Source organism: Gimesia sp., assembly GCF_048262075.1.
Taxonomy (GTDB): Bacteria; Planctomycetota; Planctomycetia; order Planctomycetales; family Planctomycetaceae; genus Gimesia.
Genome location: NZ_JBLXFK010000015.1, coordinates 24701 through 38971 on the forward strand (window position 1 = coordinate 24701; position 14271 = coordinate 38971).

The window sequence follows — 14271 nt, forward strand, 5'->3', positions numbered from 1 at the left end:
CACTCCGCACTAAAACAGCAATCTGTGGTGGCTTCACTTGATCGACCTTGATAAAGTGAGAGAACACAAGCTCGCGGCAGACTGACGCCACTTAATCTGACATGATGGTTTTCCAAATGTTCGATCACAGGGAGAGACTATGTGTTTTGCAGCCGTATCCAAGCAGAGATTCTTTCTGACTCGCATCATGGTCCTTTCATTTCTTGCATGGCAGGCCACTGATGAAAATCGCTGTATTGGGCAGGGCTTTCCTCCCGATGAAGCAGTCCAGCGGATGACGGTAGACAAGGACTTCAAAGTCGAACTGGTGGCAGCAGAACCTTTAGTCCGCCAGCCGGTCGCGATTGACTTTGATGATCGCGGGCGACTCTGGGTGCTGCAGTATCTGCAGTATCCCAATCCCGCCGGGTTGAAACGGGTCAAGGTCGATCGCTTTTCGCGGACCACTTATGACCGGATCCCTGAGCCTCCTCCAACGGGGCCGAAAGGCGCGGATCGTCTGACCATCCTGGAAGATACCAACGCCGATGGACAGTTTGACAAAGCCAGAGACTTTATCAGCGATCTGAATATCGCGTCCGGCTTTGCCTTCGGGCATGGCGGCGTGTTTGTGCTGCAGACGCCATACCTGTTGTTCTATCCGGATCGGAACCATGATGATATTCCCGACGGCGACCCGGAAGTGCTGCTGAAAGGGTTCGGCATGGAAGACACCAGTTCGGTCGCCAATTCACTGGTCTTTGGACCCGATGGCTGGCTGTATGGCACGCAGGGGACGAACATCACCGCCAACATTCGGGGCATCGAATTTGAGCAGGGGGTCTGGCGCTATCATCCGGTGAGCAGGAAATTCGAACTGTTCATGGAAGGGGGCGGCAACATGTGGGGCCTGGACTTCGACCAGTATGGCAATCTCATCGCGGGTACCAACTACGGTGGCTATCTGATGTTTCATGTGAAGCAGGGAGCCTACTACGCAAAATCGTTTGCCAAACATGGGGAGCTGCATAATCCGTTTGCACTGGGTTATTTTCAGCATGTGCCTCACAAAAACTTCCAGGGGGGACACGTCACTGTAGGCGGCATCCTGTATCAGGGCGATCAGTTCCCCGCCCCATACCGCAATAAATACATCGCCGTCGATACACTCGCACATGCCGTCCGCTGGCATCATGTGCTGCCGGACCAGTCCACCTTCCGCAGTGAAAATGGGGGTGTTCTCTTACAGGCCAACGATACCTGGTTTGCGCCCAGTGATGCAATTCAGGGGGCCGATGGAGCCGTTTACGTCGCCGACTGGCACGATCAGCGGACGGCGCACCCCGATCCGGATGCCAACTGGGATCGCAGGAACGGGCGCGTCTATCGGATTCGCAGTCAGTCAGCCAGACCATATCGACACGAGGACCCTCATTCCCTCTCCAGCGCCCAACTAGTCGATCTGTTAAGCAGCAGTAACGCATGGCAGGTCAGGCGGGCACGACGTATTCTGTCTGAACGACGCGATGCACAGGCGATCGATACTCTCAGAACGCTGTCACACAATCCAGACAATCAACATCTCGCTTTACAGGCGCTCTGGACCTTAAACGCGATGGGGGCGTTTGACCAGACACAGGAAGGCAGTCTGCTGACGCATCAGGATCCCCACATCAGGGCCTGGACTATCCGGCTCATTGGCGATCAAGGCCAGGTCACTGCAGAAAACTGGCAGAAACTGTTATCGATTGCCCAAACCGATACCAGCCCGACCGTCATTAGCCAGTTGGCGAGTACCGCCAAACGACTTCCCGCAGAACAGTGCATCACTCTGGTACGCACGTTATTGGATCGCAGTGAATTCAGTAACGATCCCCATATTCCCCTGTTACTCTGGTGGGCGTTGGAACGCTATTCCGTTTCCAGTCTGGAAGTGGTACTGCAAACTTTCTCCCGACCTGAGGATTGGCAGAATCCGTTTCTGCGCGACGTGATCCTGGGACGTCTGATGCGACGCTGCGCCGGGGAAGGCAGCAACGCAAGTTTAGTTGCCTGTGCCCGGTTACTGGCAGTAGCCCCGGATGAAACAGAGCGCAGACGGATGATTTCCGAACTGGATGCCGGGTTAAAAATGCTGGGCCGAGAACGTCTGCCCGGGCTCCCCCTGGGACCAAAGTACGGCAATATCGCTGCCATCACTCGCGTGGAGCAATCGGAGCAGGTCACGCGACTCAAAACGCTGCCCCCGGAACTCGCCGACCAGCTCGCGATGATCTGGAACGACAATACCACCGATCCGCTCATCATTCGTGTCGCCATGCGGCTTGGTAGCAAGGCCGCCTATGATCGTGCCCTGATATTGGCGACGGATCAGAAACGCACAGAGAAAACACGGCTGGAAATGCTCGCGATCCTGCAGGAACTGGGTGACTCTCAGGAATGTCGGGATACAGTATTGAAGATGGTGGACGGTTCCGAAACCCCCGCGATTCAACTGGCGGCACTCAATCTCTTGAGCCGCTTCTCTGATGAGCAGATTACGGAGCGTCTGCTGGCTCAGTATGAAAAGATGGATGTAACTCTGCGATCTCAGACCCGCGATGTTTTATTGGGCCGCGTTGATTCTGCGCTCGCATTCCTGCAGGAAATTGATCACGGCACTTATCCACCAGAGGAAGTTTCAGCAGACCAGTTACGGCGTGTTGCTTTACATAATGCTGCAAAACTGAATGCACTGGTACGAAAGCACTGGGGTACTATTCGCGCAGGGACACCGGAGGAAAAACTGGCCGAGATCCGCCGGATCTCCAATGACCTGCGTGCCGGTTCGGGAAATTTGGATCAGGGGAAACTGCTGTTCGAGAAACAGTGTGCCACCTGCCATAAGCTATATGAGGACGGCAAAGAGATCGGGCCGGACCTCACCAAAGCCAATCGGCAGGATCAGAGTTTTCTGCTGGTCAGTATCGTCGATCCGAACACGCAGATTCGCAAAGAATACTTGAACTACATTCTGGTCACGACGAACGGCCGCGTCTTGAACGGACTGCTGGTGGAAGAGACTCCCGCCAGTGTCACACTGCTCAATGCCAAAAATGAACGCACCACGGTCAGCAGAGATGATATTGACGAGCTGAAAGCATCTCCCGTCTCACTGATGCCGGAAGACCTGCTGAAAAAACTGACGCCGCAACAGGTGCGGGATCTGTTCCGGTATTTACAAAACAGTCAGAACTCAAAGCCTTAAATTGATGCATCTGATAAGAACAATCTCTGCTGGGAGAAAAGACCATGCTTCAGATTCGAACTCGACACGTTTTCTGTTTGTGCCTCGCCATCTTCCCGTTAATGACCTGTCAGACAGTAACTGCAGACGAGCCAACGCGGGTTTATCAGAATCGATTGCAGTTGCTCAAAAATCCGAAACCGCTGCTGGCGGACTATCCGGAATTCGTGCAGCCGATTGAAGAGGTCCGCCGGTATGAAGCGCCCTTACTGGTGAACGATGAAAATGCAGATCTAAGTGTCAGGGCCTGGCGATTCTCTTACAATGCACGCGGCATCATCGAGATGCCGAATCGACTGCGTGCTGATAAAACGGCGGTCATTATGGTGCATCCCTGGGGAATCGACGATGGTCAGGGGTGGAGAACACCCGAGCCGGCGGGGGTCTGCGATTTCTGTACGCCGACCAAAAATCATCTCGCCGCGCAACATACCCGTACTGTCATCGATCCGTTTCTCAAGCGGATGCGACCACAGGTCTCGCTGACGATGTACAGCCTGATCGCTCCCGTTGATCCCATTCGCAAAAAACTGTATCGCACCTTTGATTATCAGCCGACTGATGAGGAGCGGGCGGAAGCAAAAAAACAACTGAAGGCCCGACTCGATAGCCTGCCTTACAAAGGTCAGTCTCTGATTGAAACGCTGACCCTGTCCAGTGATCGACCGGTCATTGATTACTTTCGTCAGTTCCCCGGTTTGATGTCGGGCGATCAATATAACGGCGCGGAATTCTGGAAGGTGCCGGTCCCGGTGACCGCTGATGTGACCGTGCATAAAGATGACGTGCTGATTTTTGATCAGGAGGGCTATGAGCCGCTGAAGAAGTTCCTCCACAAACACGGCATTCGGCACATCCTGCTGACTGGTTATGCCACCGACATGTGTTTCTGTAAAACGACCGCCGGTTATGAAAACCTCTCTAAAGACTTTAATGTCTTCCTGGTGGGAGACGCCACACTCGCCACTTTTCCGGCTAACTCAACGCCATGCTATGCCACTAACGCCCACATTTCCTTTGCTTCGATCAATCACCTGATCACGCAGGTCTCGTGGATCAAAAAACTGGAGAAGTAAGTGCCTTGACCAGTTAAAAGACGTTGATTTATTGAGAGCGTGGATCTTTTGGTTTCTTTGTCTCAGTGTGCCTGGACTGGGTGGTCAGCCAGAGAGGGACATGCAGATCCCAGTAGATGGCAGAACCGCGCAGGCAGAGTATCAGTAAGGAACAGACCACACCAATCAGGACGGCATAAGCCGGGAGCCAGGTCAGCAGGAGGACATACAGAATGCAGCCGCAGGTCACGGGAATCGCATAGAGCTCACGGCGTTTGAGGAGCGTCGGTTGTCCCGCAAGTACATCCCGCAGCAGTCCGCCGCCAATCGCGGTCAGCACTCCCAGCAGGATCGGCGCAATGGGCATGCCGAAGTCGAGCCACATCACTTTTTGTGCCGCCTGGATCGCAAACATCGAGACCCCCAGGGCATCAAGGTAGAGCATCGTCCGGTGGATTTCCCTGCGAGTCAGTAATCGCTCGGTGAGGAAGGCGACGAAACTGGCAGCGAGTGCGACCCAGATGTAGTTCAGGTCTGCCGCCCAGAAGACCGGCACGCCCAGAATCAAGTCGCGGATCGTGCCGCCCCCAATGGCGGTAATCAGTCCCAGCACGCAGGCACCAAAAAAATCGATGCCCCGTGGAGTTACCGCCAGCACACCGGTGACCGCAAAAGCGACTGTTCCCGCCATCCCCAACAGATATTGTAAGGTGTCTACACTCATCGTTTACTTTTTGACGAGGATCATGCTTTCTTGACAAATTCTGATTTCAACTGCATGGCACCGATGCCGGGGATTTTACAGTCGATGTCATGATCCCCCTCCACCAGGCGGATGTTCTTGACTTTTGTGCCGACTTTTACAACCGAGGAAGAGCCCTTTACTTTCAGGTCCTTGATCACCGTGATCGAATCGCCATTCGTCAGTTCATTGCCATTGGCATCTCTGACGACCGGGCCAGCCGACGCGCCTGCAGCAGTGTCACCTGGACTCCATTCGTGCCCGCAGGACGGGCAAACCAGTAATTCCCGGTCTTCATACGTAAATTCCGAATCACATTCCGGACAGTTCGGCAAATCGCTCATCTCAATTCCTGCAGTTGGTAGGTCTAATCATCAGTCGCCGGTTTCCATACTCGGCATCTCGTTACAATAAGATAACGTTTCGCCGTGCGCAGGAACAGTCATGACGAAAGGAGCATGATACTGACAGACTTGCCCGCTGGATAAGAAAGGCGAGTTCCGGGATCAGGAGCCCGGCTTGGAATTTGCCATCATTCGACAGCAGATCAATTCAGCAAATCATCTTGTGCCTGTTGTGGTTCTGCTGTGTCGCCTTCTGAAACGGTTTCACCAGCAGGCGTTTGAGGTCGTGCATTTCCGATTAAGGGGGGATTTGATTCACCGACATCGGAATTGGCCTCTTTGATTTTTTCTGCCAGAATATCCGGGTCTTCCGCGAATGCAGGTCCATCAAATGCTTTCAGAGTATGATCCTTGTTTTCTACGAGCGTTAACTGGTAGGTCCCCCCTTTGAACAGGCTGAACCATTGAAAATGGTAAGTTTTCAATCCTTGATCATTCGGCTGTGAACTGTCTTCCTGGCTGTAACCCACCATCAGTTCGCGTGCTTCATCAATGGGTACATCACGGACGCCGTTAGCGACTTCCTGTAGAGCAGCGATGGAGGCATCGTAGTTCTGTTTCGCGCGATATTCGATCGCGACGACTACGAGCAGGACGGTAATTCCGCCCCAGACAATGAGGCGTTCCAGGGGATTACGTTTGCGTTGTGAACTTGAATCCGTTGATTCCTCGTTTTTTGGGTTCTGTTCCTGATTCATGCGCTCTCCTCAGGATTTGATGTGACAGGGAAAAAAGCACCGACTCAAGGAGTGGTGCTGATCAAGCCAGTGGTCGTATATGCGTACTGGCATTCAATCAATTTTGGCGGGCAGGAGCTCTTCCATTTTTTTTCCTTCTTCTTCCATCGCCTGAACGGACTCCTTCTTATCCTCTTCAGACATTTCACTGCTGCAACCATAAATTGCGGGAACCATCAGGGCAGCGATAAGGCAAAATAAGAACTGTTTCATGATGATATTCTTCCTGTAAATATGAAGTAAAGGACACCGACCAGCCACACGAGGGGCCCGGTGTCACAAGGTGTTTTTGCGACTGACATGTGACAAGACCGGCTATCAGTCTGTGCCCGATTCACAGGCGCGTTTCCCGGGCCGCTCGATCCCCCGGGATTAAATAGAACGAGGAATGCGACGGCTCATGGGAGAATGCACTCCAACCAGGTCTAGACTGTGCCCTGTTTTACTGTAGCGTCTCCAAGGTCATTTGGAACGAGTATCACAGATTGAGAGACGCTATGGTTAACTGTGATGCGCTCTAGAATTCGCCGACGATTTCACCACCGTTATAGGTATTCAGAGACATCCAGACGCCACCCGACCTGGGGTCTGATAAAGGAATCGTGGTCGCATCAGGCCAGGGGCCGGTATCAATGCTCGTGGAGATGAAGCGGACTCCCCCATCGGCCATCAGATAAAAGGCCCCCCCCACATGAACGCTTCCTGATCCAGGCCAGTTGGCGTTAGGGCCCCAGGCTGCCAGAAACGTTGGTTGGAACGCGTAGGGAGTGGATTTCCACCACGTTCCTGTGGCAGGGCTTCCACCACGGGGAGTTCCTTCCGGATCCAGCAACGGTCCGACATTGACATCCCCATTCGAATTGGGGGCGAGCAACGATGCTCGAAATACGCCATCGTTTCCACGACGTGCCGTACCAGTGCCTCCCGTACGAATCGCACCATCTTTATAACCGTGTGCGGAAACCTCTCCGACCACAATTGTATTCGAGGTTCCATCCATACAATCTCGCACTCTGACGCTGGTCATGATTTCAAAAACCCCGCTGAGTCGATGTCCCACGCGGCGATGCCAGTCATATCCTTCCGATCCGGCATAATTTGTCCAGGCAATATTATGACTATTCGCACCGCCATAACCAGGGTCACTGGGGCAGAGCAATTGCGGTAACAGTGTGGAAGCAATTCGATTTCCGTTACTATCGGTTTGTGGCCAGAAGGGAGCGGAAAAATTGATTGAGTTATACAGGGGGGCCTGATCAAAATAAGGCAGGATCATCGTGATCCAGGAAAAATTCAGCGGCTGTGTTCCCCCGTTATCGACATTGCTATAACGGTAAATGGCAGCAGGAGGAAACATCCCGAAACTACTGTGATAGTTGTGTAAAGCCAGGCCAATTTGCTTCATGTTATTGCGGCACTGGGTTCGCCGTGCCGCCTCCCGTGCCTGCTGCACGGCGGGAAGTAACAGCGCAATCAATATCGCAATGATGGCGATGACCACCAGTAATTCGATTAGTGTGAACCCTCGTTTCATTGTTTTTCTCGGTAGAGCCATGAGTAAAATCTTCGTGAAAATAACTGAAAAATAAAGGAAATTAAGAAACTTCTGCGTAGAAAATAGAAGTTTGACAATCAACTGGTTTAAGGTTTGAGTGTACACGGTTTTGCTTGTCTGTCAAAAAAAAACAAGCCGATTTGTGAATGTTGCACGGAATACCCTGCTTTACCTCCTCGGCACAGACGATGATGCCCGAACCCTCCGCCAGGACAGAGCCGAACAGACGGTTTTCAGCAGGGAATAGTAAAAAAACTATCCGGAGAAGCGGTTGCCGTTTCAGTTTGATATTCGAGTTCTCTGATAACGGCCAGGCACTACTCGCGCTGTTCTTCGCGCAGCGGTTTGATGTGATAGGGAATACCAGTTTCATCAGTCTTTCTCCAGACGACATCGAATGAGCCGTGATAGCCAAACAGGCGACCCCAGGTACGGTTCGTCACTTCTACCTGGATACGATATTTTTCGTTGTCGTCGTCATACCACTCGCACACATCGGCAATCCCCGAAAAAAACAACGGAAAGGAAAAACCAAGCGGTCCTTCATAGAATCGCTGCGCCCCTGATCGGATCCGCATGCCACCCCGTTCATCCACGGTCATATCCAGATCGACGGCAAGATGCTGATGTGATCCCAGGTAATCGACAATGCGGTTTCGCTGTTCGCTATAAATCATATACGCATCGAAGCGTCGTTGTTGACGACTTTTGAAGGTCCGTACCCAGGTGACCGTTTCGCGCCCGAACTGGTCCTGGTAGGCATAGTTCTCGATGGTAAAAGGAATATGCTTGCCATACTCCGGGAACATGATGCGCCGCCACGTTCCGACATACAGGAAGGGGACTGTATAGAATCGGCCGCGCCAGATTTCATCCATGGTTCCCGTGCCGATTGACGCGATCCCGTCTTCGCTGCTAAAGCCAAATCGCTCCTGGATCTTCGGGTGTAATTTCTCAAAATCAGATCCGAGGACCCGCTGATAAATCGATGCCATCAGTCAGCCTCCGGTTTTTTTCTCAGACAACGTCGCGCGGAGGGTAAATCAGTCATGACAGTCAGTCCCAGCAAAGCGACGACCGCCAGGAGCAGATTCAGGCTGACCGGATTGAATGCCGCCGACAGGTATTGAGGTGAGTTGACCCCCACTCCGATCGTGGCCAGCAGCATCAGCAGCACGGTCAATACCAGTGGCCAGCGTCGCTGAAAAAAAATCAGCACGGTTGCCCCCAGTACCACTTCCGCGATACCCGCGAAAACCAGCAGCGTGGGCGCAACGGAATCTGTAATCCCCGCGTCCGCCAGCATCTCCAGTTCGTCTGCGTGTCGCGCGATCAGCTTGGGGACGAGCCCCTGGTAGAGCCAGACGAACGCCACCGTGAGTCGTGCCAGGCCGTGGATCAGGGATCGCTGCATCGATACCGCCGGGTCAATGCCTTGCTCAATCCATAATCGCAGGCGGTCGAAACTCCAGGCGGTCGCCCAACCCATCAGTGGGCGAAAGAGGAAGCGGTCGAAGGTACGACCCAGCCAGCCGAAACGCGTCTGGTAATCGTAGCCCGTGACGAAGCGTACGCCATCTTCCAGGGGAGTGTACTGCCAGTAACCGGCGCCTTCACGAATCAGGGACTTGGCATCGTCCGACCAGAAACGCAGCGAGGAGGTGCGTCGGCCTGTGAGTTCATCGCGGCTGCCAACGGTCTCGCCTGCACCTTGGATGGCGAGTCCAAAGCCCAGTCGCGTTACATATTCGAAGCGCTGCGGTTCTGATTCTGCGGCGCGGGGAAGGTAGGAGATCGAAGTGAAGCGGGCGTCCCAGCGTTCGTGCAATTCCGGGTTCTGGGTTTTCTCCCACAACTCTTCCAGCGAACCTTGAATTTGCGTTTCCACATAGATGCCCATACAGGGTCCCAGCATGCGACAGAGGACAGCACTCGTGACGCTCATCGTCTCAAATTGTTAGATGGAACGATGAAATCACGCAGTGACCGTTACAGGGAAGTACATTCCTTATAACATGTGCGCAGCAGGGAATAAAGCAATTTCATGCCTCTGAACCCGCAAGCGAAAGCCGATCGCGCTGTTTCAATGCGAAGATACGACTTTGACGTCTCTCCATTGTATGCTAAGATCCCGGCCAACAGGCATCACTCCTTTTTACAGTTGCCTTCTTCAATGATTACAATGCTTATCAACTCCCTCTGAATGGTGAAGGAATCGCCTTGGATACTCTTATTCTCCTGCTCATTCTTATTACATTGATCGCGATGAGGGGACGTAAACGCTGGTCTGTCTATCTTCCCTTTTTTGTCTCACTTGTGGCGACTTTTCTCCTGTTTCTGAGCCACGCATCGGAAACACTGGACCTTAACTTCTGAACCGGAGTTGGTCTGGGTTCCGGTTGGCTGGCACGTCTCCAGAGCCAGTTGAGACGACTATCATAGGATGATTAAAGGAGAGACACGCGGATGCAGAAACGACTTGGATTCTGGATTGCTCATTTTAATATTCTTGCTGTCTGCACGGTCCTGCTGGGTGCCTTCGGCGTTCAGTTGGGAGAGCAGGAAGTTCCCTGTCCGCTCTGTATGCTGCAGCGGATGGCGATGATGCTGTGTGCCCTCGGGTCGGCCTATATCATCTTGCAGTCCCGGTCGGGGTCTCTCACTCTGTCGGACTTTGCCGCAGGGTATGGCATGAGTATTCTGGCCGCCGTATGCGGCGCATGCATTTCCACACGTCAGGTTCTGATTCACATTGTTCCCCCTGATCCCGGCTACGGCGATCCCGTGCTGGGACTGCATTTATACACGTGGGCGCTGGTTGTCTTTCTCGTGGTCCTGATTGACAGTGGATTGAATCTGATGTTTGCCCGCGAACTGGTAACGGATCACCCCATTCAATTCAACGGGATTTCGAAGGCGGTGATTGGCTTATTGGGTGCAGTGATTATCGCGAATGTAATCAGTGTCTTCTGCCAGGAAGGCTTTCACTGGATTCTACCCGATGACCCCGTGCGTTATGAACTGTTTTACGATCTGGGACTCTTCAAATCGACCTGACCCGCTAGACTGTGTCCAGTTTTACTGTAGCGTCTTCAGAGCTATTTGAACCGAGTATAATAGTTTGAGAGACGCTATGGTTAAATGTGATGCGCTCTAGCTGGCTACCAGCAAAAGGCAATCGAATCCAGGTCCTGCAGATACATGGAAATAAATGACGAAAACGAAGTCGCCAGTAATTTGTGGTTCCCGCCATAGTCCGATGCGAGTACGTGTTCCTGGCCGTTTGTTAAATCGAATACATATCCGTGCGAACCCATGCAAAAGTCCGCAAAACGCATTTCGCCTAAGGGGTTGAAACTTGAGCGGGGCAGATTCTCGCTCATTTCCGCCAGTGAGAAAAAAGAGATCAGTTCGGCATCCGCTTCATACTGTTGCATCCCGTTGACAACCCGCAGATAGTCCTTGAATGAAGCGGGCAGTATGATCTGATGCCGTTTTTCAAAGTCCTCAATCTCACTCTCAGTCGCCGGGCCATTGATTTTGGACTTGTTTTCTTCCCAGGCACGTTTCAATTCTTCATAGATCATACAAGCGATCCTGTGTGAAACTTAAGGATGACTGAACTATTCATTCCTGCTTGAAGACACGGGGATCGCTGTCTGTGTTCACTTTTACGAGACGAATTCTGCTCGAAGTGTCCCTGCCGACATCAATCAAAGAACCCGCATTCCCGTAGATACACAACACTCTGTTTGACCCGGTTGTGATGTTCTTCCAGGCTGGGATCCGGCTCGCCTTCGATGCCTTCGATTTCCAGGCTGTAGGGGCCTTCGAAATTGTGATCTTCCAGGATAAAGCGGACCTGCAGAAAGTCGATGCCCCCCGCTTCGCCGAGCGTTGTGAAATTCCAGTCTTTGAATTTACGGAACGAGTCTTTCAGGTGGACGTGCCGGACATGCTCGACGACCTCATGCAGCGATTCCAGCACGTTTGCATGTTTGTTGTAGTAATTGATATTGCCTGTATCAAAGTTGAGTTTAAGTTGCGGGTGATCCAGATCCTGCATCGTGCGTAACATGCCGGCGGCGTTCACGCAGATGCCGGGGTGTGTTTCAAAACAGTAAGTGATGCCTTTCTCCGCCGCGTCATCACCAAGCTCTCGCAGATGCTGATACAGTGTTTCCCGCTGCGATTCTTCTTCCAGTTCGCCTGCACCGCCGACCACCAGGCTGACACCCAGTTGTGAAGCCAGATCGAGTTTCTGTTTGGTGATGGCGAGCACTTCCGGGTCCAGGGGATTGCCGCTGGTAATATTGCAGCTGGAGAGTTGTACCTCATGCTCAGCAAGCAGATCCTGGACACGCTGAATGTCGTCTGCCGTCGATTCGTTCGTCAGTAGAGGTGTTTCTTTGAAGAAGGAGGGCACCCCGTGGTTTTTAATGTTCAGTTCGATGTGAGTGAGACCGGCGTCGCGGATGTGTTCAATTGCGGCAATGGGACCAAAGCGACCGTAAGAGTTTGTCAGGCAGGAAACGAGGGCGGCCATACATTCCACTTTCTGTATTAAGGATCGGCGAACCGTTATTGCAGTACTGCTAATAGAATGTTACTTTGAGCCAGCGTCAAATTCAAAGCGATCTGGCTAAAGTCTTTAAATCAGCGTTTTTCCTATCCCGGCAGAAACAGGGCAGAGGTTCTCACATGGATGAGATTCAGGCACAACTGAAAGCAGCATTAGCCCACCATCAGGCAGGGGAACTGGACCAGGCTGCGACCATCTATCAGCATGTACTGGATACGGATGAACGTCAATGGGAGGCCCGCTATTACCTGGGAACTCTACAACTGCAGCGCGGCGACCTGGATCAGAGTATCCGCAGTTTTCTCCAGGTTGTTCAGCTGCAGCCGGAACTGCCGGACGTGCATAACAATCTGGGGGTCGCCTATCATGCCGCGGGAAAGTGGCAGGAGGCTGGCCAGTCCTTCGAGCAGGCCATCCGCCTGAACCCGCATTATGAACGTGCGTACTTTAACCTGGGATCATTGTTCGAGAGCCAGGGCGTGTTCAGTGAGGCGGTGAAGTGTTATCAGAAGGCGCATGAATTAACTCCCGCCAATTTGGAAACCTATCAGAAACTGGCGGACACGCTGAAGTCAGCCGGCGAATGGGCGCGGGCAGAAGCCATCTACCGGGAACTGCTGGTGGCGACACCGGGTGACTTTGATCTGTCGATGAAACTGGCCTACGTGCTGGTACTGCAGCGTCAGTACCAGGAAGCGATCGTGCTGTATGAGTCGATGTTGAAAATCAGCCCCGATCATTATCAGATTCTGGTCAGTCTGAGTTATGTACAGGAAGCGATTGGAAATATTGATGCCGCAGTTGAAGCGGCAGAACGTTCCATTCAAGTTGCTCCGACCCAGCCCGAAGGATATAACAACCTGGGGAATGCCTTAAAGCTCAAACATGAGCTGGAAAAGGCCAGCGAAAATTTCAGAAAAGCAATCAGCTTGCGTCCCGATTTCGCGATGGCGGAATTCAACCTGGCGACAACCCGTCTGTTGCAGGGAAATCTGCAAGACGGCTGGCGCGGTTTCGAACGCCGTATAGACATTGATGCCAGTCCACGGCAGCAATATCCAGGGCAGCAATGGCAGGGGGAACCGTTAACGGGAAAATCGATCTGCCTGTGGTGCGAGCAGGGATTTGGTGACACGCTGCTGTTTCTTCGCTTTGCGATCGAACTGAAAAAACGGGGGGCCACTCGGGTACTCGTGCTCTGTCAGTCAGAACTGGCAGAGCTGCTGAAGCTGGTTCCAGAACTCGATCAGATCCTGGTCGCTGGGGACCCGCAACCGGAATGTGATTATCAGTGTGCCCTGTTGAGTGTGCCCTACTATCTGGAAACCACCCTGGAGACGATTCCCACAGCGGTTCCGTTTCTAAAACCATCCGCTGAGAGACAGCAGTATTGGGCCCACGTGCTTTCCGAATTGCCGGGAACCAAAGTCGGGTTGAACTGGTGTGGAAATCCGAGCTTTCCCAAAAATGAGCTGCGTTCGATCCCGTTACAGGCTTTTCTGCCTCTGGGGAAACAGGAAGGCATTCAGCTGATCAGCCTGCAGCAGGTCAACGGGCTGGAGCAGATTGAACCATTAAAGAGTGAATGGAATCTCTGGCAACCAGGCGCCGAATATCAGACGGCTTCAGGCAGTTTTTCTGAGACGGCTGCCTTGATTCAAAATCTGGACCTGGTCATTACCTCCGACACCGCAATGGCCCACCTGGCGGGATCACTGGGCATTCCCGTCTGGATTCTGGTTTCATATCTTCCCGAATGGCGCTGGCTGATGGAACGGAGCGACAGCCCCTGGTATCCGACGGCGCAGTTGTTTCGCCAGGCGGAACTGGGCGACTGGGAACCCGTCATTCAGGCGGTTCAATCTGAACTGGAACAGATTCTGGTGTCGAAGGAAGGCTAAATCTTGTAGGAATTCAAAATGGAGGGATTT

Annotated in this window: 14 protein-coding genes; 5 read left to right on the top strand and 9 right to left on the bottom strand. The window is 52.8% G+C overall.

Annotated elements, in window-relative coordinates:
* Positions 1 to 139 precede the first annotated feature (139 nt).
* Together ACN0YH_RS23185 and ACN0YH_RS23190 are read left to right on the top strand one after the other, a co-directional pair.
* On the top strand, positions 140 to 3226 hold the full coding sequence (locus tag ACN0YH_RS23185; RefSeq protein ID WP_417381972.1) for a PVC-type heme-binding CxxCH protein: 3087 nt from the start codon (positions 140 to 142) through the stop codon (positions 3224 to 3226).
* 44 nt (positions 3227 to 3270) lie between these two features.
* The gene (locus ACN0YH_RS23190; RefSeq protein WP_417381973.1) at positions 3271 to 4341 is read left to right on the top strand and encodes an isochorismatase family protein; all 1071 of its coding nucleotides are present in this window, start codon (positions 3271 to 3273) and stop codon (positions 4339 to 4341) included.
* Between the two features lie 28 nt (positions 4342 to 4369).
* On the opposite strand, the gene ACN0YH_RS23195 is transcribed toward ACN0YH_RS23190, so the two are convergent.
* From ACN0YH_RS23195 to ACN0YH_RS23225, 7 genes are all read right to left on the bottom strand, one after another.
* Positions 4370 to 5044, bottom strand: a complete 675-nt coding sequence (locus ACN0YH_RS23195) for a trimeric intracellular cation channel family protein (protein WP_417381974.1) — start codon at positions 5042 to 5044, stop codon at positions 4370 to 4372.
* Between the two features lie 20 nt (positions 5045 to 5064).
* A complete protein-coding gene (locus tag ACN0YH_RS23200) occupies positions 5065 to 5406 on the bottom strand; it encodes a zinc ribbon domain-containing protein YjdM (protein ID WP_417381975.1) in 342 nt (113 codons plus the stop codon).
* Positions 5407 to 5609: 203 nt separating this feature from the next.
* Entirely contained in the window at positions 5610 to 6164 is a 555-nt protein-coding gene (locus ACN0YH_RS23205) for a hypothetical protein (protein ID WP_417381976.1), read from the bottom strand.
* Positions 6165 to 6257: 93 nt separating this feature from the next.
* Positions 6258 to 6416, bottom strand: a complete 159-nt coding sequence (locus tag ACN0YH_RS23210; RefSeq protein ID WP_417381977.1) for a hypothetical protein — start codon at positions 6414 to 6416, stop codon at positions 6258 to 6260.
* 304 nt (positions 6417 to 6720) lie between these two features.
* Positions 6721 to 7737 (bottom strand): DUF1559 domain-containing protein, encoded by a 1017-nt coding sequence (locus ACN0YH_RS23215; protein WP_417381978.1) that lies wholly within the window; start codon positions 7735 to 7737, stop codon positions 6721 to 6723.
* A 338-nt stretch (positions 7738 to 8075) separates the two neighbouring features.
* Positions 8076 to 8753: a DUF4166 domain-containing protein gene (locus ACN0YH_RS23220; RefSeq protein ID WP_417381979.1), complete on the bottom strand. Its 678-nt coding sequence runs from the start codon at positions 8751 to 8753 to the stop codon at positions 8076 to 8078.
* On the bottom strand, positions 8753 to 9703 hold the full coding sequence (locus tag ACN0YH_RS23225) for a DoxX-like family protein (RefSeq protein ID WP_417381980.1): 951 nt from the start codon (positions 9701 to 9703) through the stop codon (positions 8753 to 8755). The genes ACN0YH_RS23220 and ACN0YH_RS23225 overlap by 1 nt, the downstream gene beginning before the upstream one ends.
* A gap of 275 nt (positions 9704 to 9978) precedes the next feature.
* Between ACN0YH_RS23225 and ACN0YH_RS23230 the strand changes: the two genes are divergently transcribed.
* Together ACN0YH_RS23230 and ACN0YH_RS23235 are read left to right on the top strand one after the other, a co-directional pair.
* Positions 9979 to 10134 carry a DUF5993 family protein gene (locus ACN0YH_RS23230; protein WP_417381981.1) on the top strand — a complete coding sequence of 52 codons (156 nt, stop codon included), beginning with the start codon at positions 9979 to 9981 and terminating at the stop codon, positions 10132 to 10134.
* A gap of 90 nt (positions 10135 to 10224) precedes the next feature.
* Positions 10225 to 10815 carry a disulfide bond formation protein B gene (locus ACN0YH_RS23235; RefSeq protein WP_417381982.1) on the top strand — a complete coding sequence of 197 codons (591 nt, stop codon included), beginning with the start codon at positions 10225 to 10227 and terminating at the stop codon, positions 10813 to 10815.
* 104 nt (positions 10816 to 10919) lie between these two features.
* On the opposite strand, the gene ACN0YH_RS23240 is transcribed toward ACN0YH_RS23235, so the two are convergent.
* Complete coding sequence (locus ACN0YH_RS23240) at positions 10920 to 11345, bottom strand: SMI1/KNR4 family protein (RefSeq protein WP_417381983.1); 426 nt, start codon at positions 11343 to 11345, stop codon at positions 10920 to 10922.
* Positions 11346 to 11467: 122 nt separating this feature from the next.
* The gene (locus ACN0YH_RS23245; protein WP_417381984.1) at positions 11468 to 12304 is read right to left on the bottom strand and encodes a sugar phosphate isomerase/epimerase family protein; all 837 of its coding nucleotides are present in this window, start codon (positions 12302 to 12304) and stop codon (positions 11468 to 11470) included.
* A gap of 155 nt (positions 12305 to 12459) precedes the next feature.
* Here ACN0YH_RS23245 and ACN0YH_RS23250 point away from each other — a divergent pair, with 155 nt between their 5' ends.
* On the top strand, positions 12460 to 14241 hold the full coding sequence (locus ACN0YH_RS23250; protein WP_417381985.1) for a tetratricopeptide repeat protein: 1782 nt from the start codon (positions 12460 to 12462) through the stop codon (positions 14239 to 14241).
* Positions 14242 to 14271 lie beyond the last annotated feature (30 nt).

What these genes read in the sequence shown, in the direction of transcription:
- ACN0YH_RS23185 (WP_417381972.1), top strand. Translation starts at nt 140, where the DNA reads ATGTGTTTTGCAGCCGTATCCAAGCAGAGATTCTTTCTGACTCGCATC.
- ACN0YH_RS23190 (WP_417381973.1), top strand. Translation starts at nt 3,271, where the DNA reads ATGCTTCAGATTCGAACTCGACACGTTTTCTGTTTGTGCCTCGCCATC.
- ACN0YH_RS23195 (WP_417381974.1), bottom strand. Translation starts at nt 5,044, where the DNA reads ATGAGTGTAGACACCTTACAATATCTGTTGGGGATGGCGGGAACAGTC.
- ACN0YH_RS23200 (WP_417381975.1), bottom strand. Translation starts at nt 5,406, where the DNA reads ATGAGCGATTTGCCGAACTGTCCGGAATGTGATTCGGAATTTACGTAT.
- ACN0YH_RS23205 (WP_417381976.1), bottom strand. Translation starts at nt 6,164, where the DNA reads ATGAATCAGGAACAGAACCCAAAAAACGAGGAATCAACGGATTCAAGT.
- ACN0YH_RS23210 (WP_417381977.1), bottom strand. Translation starts at nt 6,416, where the DNA reads ATGAAACAGTTCTTATTTTGCCTTATCGCTGCCCTGATGGTTCCCGCA.
- ACN0YH_RS23215 (WP_417381978.1), bottom strand. Translation starts at nt 7,737, where the DNA reads ATGAAACGAGGGTTCACACTAATCGAATTACTGGTGGTCATCGCCATC.
- ACN0YH_RS23220 (WP_417381979.1), bottom strand. Translation starts at nt 8,753, where the DNA reads ATGGCATCGATTTATCAGCGGGTCCTCGGATCTGATTTTGAGAAATTA.
- ACN0YH_RS23225 (WP_417381980.1), bottom strand. Translation starts at nt 9,703, where the DNA reads ATGAGCGTCACGAGTGCTGTCCTCTGTCGCATGCTGGGACCCTGTATG.
- ACN0YH_RS23235 (WP_417381982.1), top strand. Translation starts at nt 10,225, where the DNA reads ATGCAGAAACGACTTGGATTCTGGATTGCTCATTTTAATATTCTTGCT.
- ACN0YH_RS23240 (WP_417381983.1), bottom strand. Translation starts at nt 11,345, where the DNA reads ATGATCTATGAAGAATTGAAACGTGCCTGGGAAGAAAACAAGTCCAAA.
- ACN0YH_RS23245 (WP_417381984.1), bottom strand. Translation starts at nt 12,304, where the DNA reads ATGGCCGCCCTCGTTTCCTGCCTGACAAACTCTTACGGTCGCTTTGGT.
- ACN0YH_RS23250 (WP_417381985.1), top strand. Translation starts at nt 12,460, where the DNA reads ATGGATGAGATTCAGGCACAACTGAAAGCAGCATTAGCCCACCATCAG.